Source organism: Allobosea vaviloviae, assembly GCF_001298265.1.
Lineage (GTDB): Bacteria > Pseudomonadota > Alphaproteobacteria > Rhizobiales > Beijerinckiaceae > Allobosea > Allobosea vaviloviae_B.
The window spans coordinates 1-11,147 of sequence record NZ_LGSZ01000073.1; the positions used below are offsets into that span (position 1 = coordinate 1).

At 62.9% G+C, this 11,147-nt stretch carries 16 protein-coding genes; 9 read left to right on the forward strand and 7 right to left on the reverse strand.

Annotation, left to right across the window (positions count from 1 at the left end):
- Together AE618_RS23570 and AE618_RS23575 are read left to right on the forward strand one after the other, a co-directional pair.
- Positions 1-664 (forward strand): tyrosine-type recombinase/integrase (locus AE618_RS23570; protein WP_156330453.1); only part of this gene is annotated, 664 nt, incomplete at its 5' end.
- A gap of 64 nt (positions 665-728) precedes the next feature.
- Complete coding sequence (locus tag AE618_RS23575) at positions 729-1,013, forward strand: hypothetical protein (RefSeq protein ID WP_156330454.1); 285 nt, start codon at positions 729-731, stop codon at positions 1,011-1,013.
- 340 nt (positions 1,014-1,353) lie between these two features.
- Here the strand turns inward: AE618_RS23575 and AE618_RS23580 are convergent, their stop codons facing one another.
- Both AE618_RS23580 and repC read right to left on the reverse strand, forming a co-directional pair.
- Positions 1,354-1,680 (reverse strand): hypothetical protein, encoded by a 327-nt coding sequence (locus AE618_RS23580; protein WP_156330455.1) that lies wholly within the window; start codon positions 1,678-1,680, stop codon positions 1,354-1,356.
- 57 nt (positions 1,681-1,737) lie between these two features.
- Positions 1,738-2,910 (reverse strand): plasmid replication protein RepC, encoded by a 1,173-nt coding sequence (repC, locus tag AE618_RS23585; RefSeq protein WP_248310998.1) that lies wholly within the window; start codon positions 2,908-2,910, stop codon positions 1,738-1,740.
- On the opposite strand from repC, the gene AE618_RS28955 reads away from it, so the two are divergent.
- Positions 2,825-3,019 (forward strand): hypothetical protein, encoded by a 195-nt coding sequence (locus AE618_RS28955; RefSeq protein ID WP_248310999.1) that lies wholly within the window; start codon positions 2,825-2,827, stop codon positions 3,017-3,019. The two genes, repC and AE618_RS28955, sit on opposite strands and share 86 nt — an antisense overlap.
- Positions 3,020-3,157: 138 nt before the next feature.
- Here the strand turns inward: AE618_RS28955 and repB are convergent, their stop codons facing one another.
- The 5 genes from repB to AE618_RS23610 all read right to left on the reverse strand — a co-directional run bounded on the left by repB (position 3,158) and on the right by AE618_RS23610 (position 7,029).
- On the reverse strand, positions 3,158-4,141 hold the full coding sequence (gene repB, locus AE618_RS23590) for a plasmid partitioning protein RepB (RefSeq protein ID WP_054211525.1): 984 nt from the start codon (positions 4,139-4,141) through the stop codon (positions 3,158-3,160).
- On the reverse strand, positions 4,141-5,349 hold the full coding sequence (gene repA / locus AE618_RS23595; protein WP_054211526.1) for a plasmid partitioning protein RepA: 1,209 nt from the start codon (positions 5,347-5,349) through the stop codon (positions 4,141-4,143). The genes repB and repA overlap by 1 nt, the downstream gene beginning before the upstream one ends.
- A 184-nt stretch (positions 5,350-5,533) precedes the next feature.
- The gene (locus tag AE618_RS23600; RefSeq protein ID WP_248310997.1) at positions 5,534-5,950 is read right to left on the reverse strand and encodes a PIN domain-containing protein; all 417 of its coding nucleotides are present in this window, start codon (positions 5,948-5,950) and stop codon (positions 5,534-5,536) included.
- Positions 5,947-6,177: an AbrB/MazE/SpoVT family DNA-binding domain-containing protein gene (locus AE618_RS27580; RefSeq protein ID WP_082365526.1), complete on the reverse strand. Its 231-nt coding sequence runs from the start codon at positions 6,175-6,177 to the stop codon at positions 5,947-5,949. Before AE618_RS27580 ends, AE618_RS23600 begins: the two co-directional genes overlap by 4 nt.
- 126 nt (positions 6,178-6,303) lie before the next feature.
- Complete coding sequence (locus AE618_RS23610) at positions 6,304-7,029, reverse strand: LuxR family transcriptional regulator (protein WP_082365527.1); 726 nt, start codon at positions 7,027-7,029, stop codon at positions 6,304-6,306.
- A gap of 199 nt (positions 7,030-7,228) precedes the next feature.
- Here AE618_RS23610 and AE618_RS23615 point away from each other — a divergent pair, with 199 nt between their 5' ends.
- The 6 genes from AE618_RS23615 to AE618_RS23635 form a co-directional block, all read left to right on the forward strand.
- Positions 7,229-7,864, forward strand: coding sequence for an acyl-homoserine-lactone synthase (locus AE618_RS23615; RefSeq protein WP_054211530.1), 636 nt, complete (start codon positions 7,229-7,231; stop codon positions 7,862-7,864).
- Between the two features lie 19 nt (positions 7,865-7,883).
- Positions 7,884-8,330 carry a hypothetical protein gene (locus AE618_RS28210; protein ID WP_156330456.1) on the forward strand — a complete coding sequence of 149 codons (447 nt, stop codon included), beginning with the start codon at positions 7,884-7,886 and terminating at the stop codon, positions 8,328-8,330.
- A complete protein-coding gene (locus AE618_RS23620; RefSeq protein ID WP_054211531.1) occupies positions 8,330-8,893 on the forward strand; it encodes a hypothetical protein in 564 nt (187 codons plus the stop codon). Before AE618_RS28210 ends, AE618_RS23620 begins: the two co-directional genes overlap by 1 nt.
- A gap of 70 nt (positions 8,894-8,963) precedes the next feature.
- Positions 8,964-9,260 carry a TrbC/VirB2 family protein gene (locus tag AE618_RS23625; RefSeq protein ID WP_082365528.1) on the forward strand — a complete coding sequence of 99 codons (297 nt, stop codon included), beginning with the start codon at positions 8,964-8,966 and terminating at the stop codon, positions 9,258-9,260.
- 10 nt (positions 9,261-9,270) lie between these two features.
- Complete coding sequence (locus tag AE618_RS23630) at positions 9,271-9,612, forward strand: type IV secretion system protein VirB3 (protein WP_054211533.1); 342 nt, start codon at positions 9,271-9,273, stop codon at positions 9,610-9,612.
- Positions 9,605-11,147, forward strand: a 1,543-nt coding sequence (locus AE618_RS23635; RefSeq protein ID WP_054211534.1) for a transporter, incomplete at its 3' end; no start/stop codon positions are given. The genes AE618_RS23630 and AE618_RS23635, both read left to right, overlap by 8 nt.

The window sequence follows — 11,147 nt, forward strand, 5'->3', positions numbered from 1 at the left end:
GGTCAGGGCCAGCGCCCGCCCGCGGCGGCGAAAGAGCAAGCGCGCGGTGACGCGCGATATCCTGGACCGGCTGATCGCGACCTGCCAATCGGAGCGTCTCGCCGACACGCGCGATCTCGCCATCCTGTTTTTGGCCTTCGCCTCGGGCGGGCGCCGCCGGAGCGAGGTCGCAAGGCTACGGCTCGAGCAGCTCACCGTCGAGCCGGATGTGCTGCTCGATCCCGATGACAAGGATTCGCCGCGCCTGCCCTGCATGGCGATCGCGCTCGGGCGCACTAAAACGGCCCAGGCCGACGACGATGATTCCCGGGTGCTGCTGATCGGGGCGCCCGTCACGGCTTTGCGCGAATGGATCGAGCGGGCTGATGTCAAGAAGGGGCCGGTGTTTCGGGCGATCGACCGCTGGGAGGCGATCGACGACCGCGCGCTCACGCCCCAAGCTGTCAATCTCATCCTAAAGCGCCGCTGCGCCATGGCCGGGCTCGATCCGGTGGAGTTCTCCGCCCATGGGCTGCGCTCGGGCTATCTGACCGAAGCGGCCCGTAACGGCGTCGCGCTGCCCGCCGCGATGCGCCAGTCGCAGCATCGCTCGGTCCAGCAGGCCGCGCGCTATTACAACGATGCCGACCAGGCGCTGGGCAAGGCCGCGCGGCTGGCGGTATGAGCTTCCTCTCGGGTCCGACAGCCTGCATGCTTCCAGACGGTTCACGAAAGACGCAGCTATGCCGATGAGCGACGACAACCGACAGCTTTTCTGCGCGCAGCTCGACCAGGCCGTCGATGCGGCCAAGGCGGCCTTGGCGCCTGTATTCGATGGCGGCGCCTACGACCTGCCCGAAGACGAGTTGTCGCTGCTGTCGGAGGTCTCGTTCAAGCTCGGCATGCTGCGCATCGTCATCGCCGACAGGGATTTGATCGCCGATCAGGTCGAGGCGCGCTGGAAGGAGGAGAAAATGCGTCGAGCCGCGGCCCTGTTGCGCCTGGAACAGCGCTCCTCGAACCCGCCCCGGTAGCCTCCTATCGACAGCGGCGGGGATCGAGCCCGTGCGCCAAAGCGCGACGCAGAGCACACAGGCCGCCCGGCGACTGCTGCTGACAGGAACATTCATGCGCGCGCGGGCAGTCGAACGCGCGGCGACGCATCGAATCGCTCAGGCGCGGCCAAGACCCACCTTGCCTGGCAGAGGCCATCGCGACCTCGCCAATCGCCACCCGGCCGGCCGGCCTGACAGATCGTGCCGTCGAACCAGCGGCAGCCCCCGCGCTCGCACCGCGCATTGACCGCCCCGCTGAAACGCGACCCGTTTGCCGCGAAGAGCGGACACATGGTTGCCGGGCAGAAGAGGCTGGCCGTCATTGCACTTCTGAGCCGGCGTTGCCGACCGCGACCATCTCGACGCTCACGCTCGCCGAGATCGAACAGCTTTGCTCGGCGCGCAGCGAAGAACCCTGCCCTTCCAGCCAATGCTCGACCGCCGTCGCCCGCGCGGGTCCAATGCCCTTTTCCGCCTCGAGCTCGGTACGGCTATAGGCCGCCGCGATCCGCGCCAGATTGGCCGCCCGTTCGCGAGCCGAGCGACCACCCAGTGCGGCGTGGCGACCGGAGAAAAGCACAGTCAGGATCGATCGGGACAATTTTGCCATGGCTAGCATCACAAGCCCTCGCGGCGGCGCCTGCAAGGCCGCGATAGCCCTGAGCAAAACATCCAGACAGAGCGTGGCCGCGCTGCATCACGATCACGCCCGCTTCTTTTCGCGCTTGCGGCTGCCGATCAGCGCCATCAGCATCGGCCCGATCGAGAATTCCGCCGCTTGCGCCTTGCGGGTCAGCTCGCGCAAATAACCGCCGGCGCTGGATATTGCCTCGCCGCGCTGCAGGATCGCCGCCACCACGATCGAGGCCTGGACCTCGTCCATGACGCCAATCGCCTCCTCCCAGGCGCTTGGGCTGATCCCGAGCATCGGCCGGACGACGGCAACCGTCGCCAAGAAGTCGCGCCAATTGGCGATTCCGCCCTTCGAATAGTCGATGAGGTCGGGACAGGCGTCCAGAACCATGCCCAGCGGGAACGTCCCATCCGGCACCCGCTTCGGTTCCGGCACGATCTCCAAACCAACCCCCCTGCTTTCTGGAAAGCGAGGTTCAAGTTCAACAGGGGAGTCTGGATTTGAATTCTGTATGTGACGCTCATTCTGAGACTCATTGCCGCTCATTTTTTGAGTTTTGATATGCGTTTCCAGGAGGTTGAGGATTTCGTCGGCCAAGAGCGAGAGTTCGTCGGCGATTGGCTCCAGGGCTTGCCGCGTAGCGATGCGCGGAATCCGGATCATGATGCCGCGATAGAGCTGGTGTATCTCGGCCCAGTCGGCCGGCCCCTGCCCACCTGCCTGTGTCGGAACGCCTTCCTCGATCCCCGTCGCGATCATTTTTGCGATGTCGCGCCGGCAGATCGTGATGCGCTCACGGACCAGGCGCAGCGCCCGAGCTTCGGCCGCGACCTCGGCCGCGAGAGCTTCGAATTCCTCCGATCGCACGACGAGCGGCGCCAAGTCGAAGCCAAAGGCGAATTCGATCTCGCCGCCCCTGCCCTTGCGGGCGTAACGCTTGCCGTTGGGGCTGTCGCGCCGGACGATCAGGCCGGCATCGACCAAGGCCGCCAGATGACGCCTCAGCGTCGCCATCGGCATGCCGTGCGCACGCAGGCCGAGCTGGTGGTTCGATGGGAAGACCACGAGGCCTTCGCCCGTCAGGACTGTTTCGGGGTGGAAGGACAGCAACGCGTCCAGGACAGCCAAGGCTCGCTCGGGCACGCCGAGCGCGTTCTTGGCCGTGCAGATCGCCCGGAAGATATTCCATTTGTGGACCGCCTTTTCGGGCGGCCGCGTTTTTGCGACCGCCTGGTTTGCCACATGGGCAAGTGTCAGCGACCGCCGCCCAAAGGGCGTCGTCGAAAGTCGTGTTTCCATGATCCTTGCCTCGTTTAGGGCAAAGGAAAACTGCTCGCCGAAACGGCGCTGAATCTCACACGAGACTCTTGACGGTGATTCGTGGAAGTGCGATTCTCAGACTGCCAGGAATGAGAAGGGCTTCCGGAACTCAGTTTCGGGGGCCTTTTTCTTTGCTTAAAACGCTCCGTTGGTGTTGAACATACGCGGTTCACGCTCCTGCGCGGCGTTTAAATGCCGCGTAGATCTCGGGAATCGTCTCGACAAGATACGCACCAAAATCGGCGGCCACTTTCTTGTCGATCGTGACGGTCAGCGCTTTCGCGTCATCTCGAATGCTGGCGATACGAAGACCATCGTCGGACTTCCATATTGTTGGCCGCACAGCCTTTGCCTTCTTCGGCGCCACGGCCTCGAAGATCTTGCTGAAGCGCTCATCTGAACTCAATGCAGGGAACTGTACTGCGGCGGTCGCTTTACGTGCCTTTTCAATGGCAGCCGCGCCGTCGAGCCTCGCCGACAACTCGATCCAACGATCACGCCCAGCCTTTGGCGCAGGCCCGATGGACTCGATGATGTCATAGGGAATCTTGACGGCCGAGGAGATCAGCCGGGACAAGCCAGACTTGTCGACCGACAAAGCCGCCATGATCGTCTCGCGATCAAATCCCCCCTCTTCCAGGCGGGCGGCGAAGAGAGCTTTCTCGATAAAAGATAGATCCGTCCGGGCGCTGTTTTCCTGCCCCTGCGCAACGACCAGCTGCTCGTTCGACAGAGGTTTAACGATAGCCCGAACGGTCTGGCCGAGCTCTTTCAAGGCTCTCAGCCGGCGCCGACCGTAGGCGATCTGATATCGGCCTTCTTGGTCCGGATGGGGCCGCACCAGGATGGGCACTTGCTGGCCGTGCTCTCGAATGGATGCCACCAGCAGGTTGTGGTCATCGCCTGCGTCCGCCAGACGATCGGCGATCAGTGACGCATCAATCAGGTCGGCTGCGAGGTCGAGTACCGCATGCGCCTTTAGCTGTTCAATCGAACGCGTCACCGCGCCGATGGCGCCACCTCGAGGGCCAAATGCGTTCGACTGCAGGCCTCGAATCGGCTGTGTCGGGCTGGCAAGCGGAGGCATGGCCGCCGAGTTGCCGGCCGGCAACTTTTCGTCGAGCAGCCCGGCCAAGAGGTTCTTACGCGCCATCAGCTTCGTCTCCAAGCGGAGAGGATCAGCTGTTCGATCTCGCTATTGACGTTGTCCAACGCCTCGAGCGCTCGGTCATAGGTCGAACGAGTGAACTGGTCGCGACTGACCTCATAGAGCGTTTGCTTAGTGATTCCCGCATCCGAAATGGCCGTGCTCTTCAGCATGGGGTAATTCAGGACATGTTCTCCGAACATGGAACGCATGAACGACATCATCTGGTTCTGAGGACCATCGCCGGGTTCATATCGGGTGACGAGATAGCGCATCCAGTCATAGCCCATGTTGCCGCCGGCATTGGCGACGACGCCGAGCAGATCGGAGGTCATGATCAAAAACTGACACATCGACATGACGTCGAGCATTTGCGGATGAACCGTAACGAGAACCGCCGTCGCGCAACACAGGGCCGATAGCGTCAGAAAACCGAGTTGGGGAGGGCAGTCGACGACGACGATGTCATAGTCGTCTGCGACCGATGCCAGCGCCGCATCCATTCGGGTAAAGAACATCGTTTCCAGCTGCTTCGGGCCCATCAGAGCTTTCGGAGTTTCGTGTTCGAACTCCATTAGCTCGAGATTGCCTGGCACTAGATCGAGATTGGCAAAGTAGGTTTTCCTGATGATCTCTTTCAGATCCCGGCGCTCTTCGTCATAGCGGATCGCGCCGTAGAGCGTCTGATTGTCTCCGACGTCAAACTCCGGCTGGAAGCCGTGGAGCGCCGATAGGCTCGCCTGCGGGTCGAGATCGATCGCCAGGACGCGGTAGCCGCGCAGTGCATGATACTGAGCCAGATGGGCCGCGGTCGTCGTCTTGCCGCTGCCCCCCTTGAAATTGACCACGGTGATGACCTGGAGATGCTCGTCGCGGTCACGGCGTGGGACATATCTACGATCGGCTTTGCTGCCTATATCGAGAAACTCGCGGAGCGCCTGGATGTCCTCGACTGTGTATGACCGCCGCCCTTGCCGGCCGACATCGACTTGCGGGCCTTTGCCTTCGAGAGACAGCCGCCGCAAATAGCCGTCATTGATGCCGATCAGTTTGGCGGCCTCGATCGACGAAAAGCGCCTAAGCGTCTTCCTGGCCTCCGGTGGAAACAGTTGGAGCCTGTGAGCATGGAGCTTCGATGATAGTTCGCGCGCATGAGCGCCCACCAACTCGTGGATCGCCTTCTTGGGCTGAACAAGATTGTGGGCAGGTTCCACAGCTAGCTCGCGTAAACACGGAAAGGAGCGCGCATGGCGCTAATTGCCGTGACAAGATCGCCCGATTCCCTGAGTCTGGCAAGCGATTAAGGGTTAACGAGTAGTTAACTTCAAAGCGAGCTGCCAACCGAAGTTGCCGGCCGGCAACTTTTCCCTTTGCGCGATGGCGCGCCGACGCCAGCGGTTAGATTTGCCCAACCGCGAACGGATTTCGAATTGTCAGGCGACCATCTACACAAAGGCCATCTTGCATATCCTCTGACCAGAATGTCGCGCAGCCGAGACGCAATGCAGCCGCCACCATCATGGAGTCGTAGACGGACAGTTGGTATCGTTCAGCAAGTTTGATCCCGACGATGTGGACGTCGAGATCGAGCGCGGCGATCGGTTTCACCAACGCCCTGATGGCGTCGAGCGCATCGCTCAATTCGCGCCAGTCAAGCAAGAGTTTTCGGCGGCCGACATTGGCGAACTCGTTGAGCGCCTGGACACTCGTCGCACATCCTTTGGCCAGCAGCGCTTCAGCCGGAACCGATTTAGGGTCGCTCGAGAAAGCGTAGATCAACACGTTCGTGTCGATGAACTCGTTCGGTGATGTCACCGCCCATTCGCCTCTTCGCGATCGAAGCGCCATCCTGGGGGGAGGGGCCTACGAAGTATGCGGATGCGTTCCAGCGCTCTTTCACGGCTCCGATCGCGCTCCACATCGAACGCGCGTTCGCCGGCGATCTGGATCGCAATCTCATCGCCCTCTTTCAGGTCAAGCGCCTCGACAACTGACGAGGGCAGACGCACGGCCAAGCTGTTTCCCCAACGCGCAACCTGCATGTCATCCTCCTGATCTACTTCGGCGAATGTATATCTTTCGATGTCCTTCGTCCATGAGCCGCAGTCAGCACAAGCCCTCGTTCGTTCTCGCTTTCCTACTGCATCTCCAGAGAGCGGATATCGGGCTTAGCAGATCCCCCGCGACCGCAGGGCAATCGCGACCGCCTGCGGCAAGGTCTCGGCCCCAAGGGTCGCCCTGGCGTTATCGAGGTGGAACTTCACCGCCCGTGGCGTGACGCCCATGATCATCGCGGTCGCGTCCATCGTTTTGCCACGAGCAGCCCATGTGAGGCATTCACGCTCGCGCTGGGTGAGAGGCACAGCCTCATTGCGCGGCGACAGCAGTCCCAGTTTCGCATCGGCATGAGCGTGGAATGCCAACCCGATCAACTGGACGATATCATTTGCTTCCGTGATCATCCTTCCGTGTGCCGAGTTGAGCTCGTCGACCGCGAAAGTGAAAGCCGCAAACCGATTGAAGCCGCCGGCGATCGCGACCGAGACGCCATGGCGGATGCCAAACTCGTCGGCGTCATCGAAGAGCCGCTTCTGGGCGCGCAGCGGGAACTGACGCGCGGCTTCGCGTGTCCATTGCAGCGTTGAGCGCCCGCTCCGGGCAAAAGCGACCACGGGATCGACGTCCTGGTAGCCTTCCGAGAAATAGTGCTCGCTCCAGCGCTTGGGATAAGACGAGATCAAAACCGGATCGGCTTCGCCAAAGCCGAGATAGGCGAAGTAGCGGAACCCCATGCTCTCGGCGACGCGTTGTCCGACGCGCCCAAACTCCGCTTCCGCGGCCGACGAATGCAGACCATCGACCAGCTCCTGATAAGCCATTTCCACCGATTTCATCGGGTCTCCGTTGTGTTGCGGCGCCTTGCTTCACGCGCCTGATCATCCTTTGCGATCTATGCCGACGGCCTTTGCCGGGAAGATGTGGCGATAGAGCGGCACAACCTGAGAGAGAAACCGCCCTGTCAGATCCGACAGGTTCGGTCTAAGCCCGCGTCTGATTGATTGGCCTCCAGATCAACGCGATTCGGAGGAGGCCATGCAGGTCGTCGAACTGAGCCGCGCCGGATATGGCGCCAACATCTCGCTGCTCATGGGCATGCACCGCCTGCGGCGAAAGGTCTTCAAGGACCGGCTCGACTGGTCGGTCTCGACCACGGGCGATTTCGAGATGGATCGCTACGACACGCTGGATGCGACTTACCTGGCCGTTGCCGACCGCGGCGCTGTCCTTGGCTGCGTTCGACTGCTGCCGACGACAGGCCCGAACATGCTGGCAGACACCTTTCCCGAGCTTTTGGATGGTGGGCCCGCACCACACTCCGACCTCGTCGCGGAAAGCTCGCGCTTCTGCGTCGACACCGAAGCGACCGACGTCACTACCGACGGCGGCTTGCGGCAGGCGACGTTCATGCTGTTTGCCGCCATGCTCGAATGGGGCAAGGCGAGGGGGCTAGCGTCGATCGCGACCGTGACCGATTTGCGGATGGAGCGCATTCTGCGTCGGGCCGGATGGACGCTGGACCGCCTCGGCGCGCCGCAGCGCATCGGATCGACCGTCGCGGTCGCAGGCTTGCTGCCGGTCGAGCAGGACGCGCTCGAGGCAATCCGTCGCAACGGTGATTTGGCTGGTCCAGTTCTCCCGCTCGACATGCCGCTGCCATTGGCCGCCTGAAGCTCACGAGCACCAGGACATGATCAAAGTCACATTGTTAACGGCTGGCATCGTTGGCCTATCGATTGGCGCCGCCCGCGCCGACGACTGGGGATGCACCGTCCTGCTCTGCCTCGCCAGTCCGGGCGGGCCGACGCAGTACGCGGCTTGCGTCCCACCTGTGACGCGGCTTTGGTCGCACATGAAGCGGGGAGGGGCCTTTCCGACCTGTTCCGCCGCCGGACAGAGCACGTCGCCTGTCGGCTACGATCCTTATGAGCCCTGCCAGGATGGATACGTCCTGCGTGAGCTTGGGCGTGATGGCGCCAGCCAACCGTCATGCATATCGGCGAAGCCGGTCCGTGATTGCGACCGCGCCGATGAGGCGTGCCAGCCGCATGACATCCAGGCGGCTCGTCATCGCGCCCAACCCAATTTCATCGACGTGACCGGATCGGACGGCGTCAGCACACGGGTGCGGTTCTGATGGAGGCCGCCGACATCGAAACATTGATCGACCGCTGCACGGCGCCAACGCTGGCGCGGCCGGTTGCCGCGATCATGCGCCAGGCGAGCGAGTTCGAGCCCTTGCTGCTGACGATCGCGGGTAGGCGGCCGATCAGGGTTCTGGCCGATTCGAAACCTGAGGCCATCGCGCTTACCAGCGAAGCCGCGGCAGCAGGGCATCCGGTTCGGGTCGGGCTGGCTCAGCTTGATGCCGCAGGTTTGAAAGCGGCCGGGCTCACCATCGCCGCTGCATTCGACCCGTGCGCCCACATCGCCGGCGTCGGGCGCGTGTTTCAAGAGCGGAAGGCGCTGCTCGTGTCGAGCGGCCTCGACGATGCCGCCGCGAGCGAAAGAGCCACGGGTTCATTCAAATCCGATCGGACCGCAGCGCCTCCTGCAGCCGCAGCCAAGCCCGACACGGCTTCGCGCCGTAAGACGAAGTCAGATGGCCCTGAAGAGGAGATCGCGTCCGCAAAGGACCCGCCGTCCTGGATCGTCTATGGCGCGCAGCGCGGCTCCGCGCTGCTGATCTACAGCCGTTAGCCCAACCCAATTCCTTTTTCCCGACCGCACGCGATGTGCGGCGTTGAATGCGCTTGCCTGGAGACCACGAATGCCCCTGCCAATCCGAACACTCGCCGCGCCAGCCGTCATAGGGGCTGCGCTCGTTCTTCTCGCTGCCGAACCCGCGCTCGCGCAGACCGCCAACATCGAGGGCGTGCTGCAAAACATCGTTACGATGCTCACCGGCAATGTCGCGCGCCTGCTTGCGACGCTCGCCGTGATCATCGTCGGCATCGCCTGGATGTTCGGTTATCTCGATCTGCGCAAGGCGGCCTATGTCGTGCTGGGCGTCGCCATCGTCTTCGGCGCCTCGGAAGTCGTCTCGACGCTCACTGGCGGCAAGTAGGCTCGTGGCGATGACGAGCGAGCCCGAGCGTCTGACCGAGGACACACTGTTCCTTGCCTGCACGCGCCCTGCGATGATCGCGGGCGTCACGATGGAGGCGATGGCCATCAACGTGATGGCGTCCTGCATCCTGTTCCTGATGGCGGGCTCGATCGTCTGGGGGCTGATCGCCCTGCCGATCCACCTGACCTGCCGTGCGATCTGCCGGCATGATCCAAACCAGTTCCGGTTGCTTGTCGCCTGGCTGGAGACCCGTGGTCGTGCGCGCAATGGCGCGTTCTGGGGCGGCTCGTCGCCGACACCGTTGCGCCTCGTGCGCCGCTACAAAGCAGCCGAGGTGGCCCATGGCTAACGCCGCCCGCCTCATGGGTCGCGAGGTCGAGCCTGCCGTTCATCTGCCTTACGTCCGACATGTGACCGAGTCCGTCATAAGCCTCTCGACCCGAGCGCTTATGACGACGATCCGCCTCGACGGCATCGCCTTCGAGACCGCCGATATCGGCGACCTCAATGATCTGCACGCCAAACTCAATCTCACGCTTCGCAATCTCGCCGACGATCGTCTCGCGATCTGGACGCATCTGATCCGGCGGCGGGATACTGGCTATCCTGAGGGCGAGTTCTCCTCCGGCTTCGCCCGCGATCTGGATCATGGCTATCGCAAGGCGCTTCAGGGAACAAAGCTCTTTCGCAATGAGCTCTACCTGACCGTCGTCGCCCATCCCGGACGCGATCGGGCGGAGGCCGCCGTCGGTTTCGTGTCACGCCTTGGCCAGGCGCGTCGCGGGGGAGGGGAGGTCGATGCCGCCGCGCTGAAACGTCTGAATGACGCCGCACGCGATATCACGGCGGCACTTGGTCGCTATGGCGCCACTCAACTCGGCCTCGTCGATGACAACGGCCTGTTGTTCTCGGAGCCAATGCGGCTGTTGCATCTGCTGGCGTCGAGCGAGGATCTGCCAACGGCCTTGCCGCAAGGGCGCATCGGCTCGGCGATCTACACCAACCGAGTCATCTTCGGCCGCGAGGCGGTCGAGAGCCGCGCCGCCGGCGGCTCGCTCTTCTCAGGGATGTTCGGACTGAAGGAATACCCTGCCTCGACCAGGCCCGGCATGCTGAACGGCCTGCTGTCGGCGCCGTTCGAGTTCGTGCTCTCGCAAAGCTTCGCCTTCCTATCGAAAGCCGACGCCAAGACAGTGCTGACGCGCAAGCAAAACCAGCTCGTCTCGACCCAGGATGTTGCTGCCTCCCAGATCGATGACCTCAACGACGCGCTGGACGATCTGGAATCCAACCGTTTTGTTATGGGCGACCACCATCTGTCGCTGCTGGTCCGCGCTGAGAACCCAAAGGCTCTGCTGGAGACGATGGCACCGGCCCGTCGCGTGCTGGCCGAGGCCGGCGCTGTCGTGGCGCGTGAGGATCTTGGGCTTGAGGCGGCCTATTGGGCGCAGATGCCAGGCCTGTTCAAGCACCGTGCCCGGTCCGGCGCGATCACATCCCGCAATCTCGCGGCGCTGTCGCCGTTCCACAGTCATCCGGCCGGCAGATCCGTTGGCAACCATTGGGGACCGTCAGTCGCCATGCTGAAGACGGCGTCGGGTTCGCCCTATCACTTCTCCTTCCACGCGGGCGATCTTGGCAACACCTTCATCTGCGGGCCGTCGGGCTCCGGTAAAACAGTGCTGCAGAATTTCCTGCTCGCCCAGGCGGAAAAGTTCGGCTGCCAACGCGTCATGTTCGACAAGGACCGCGGCGCCGAGATTTTCGTGCGGGCGTCGGGCGGCACCTACCTAACGCTGAAGAACGGCGTGGCTACCGGATGCGCGCCCTTGAAAGCCCTCGAGCTGACCCCGGCCAATATCGCCTTCCTCGGCGAGCTCGTCC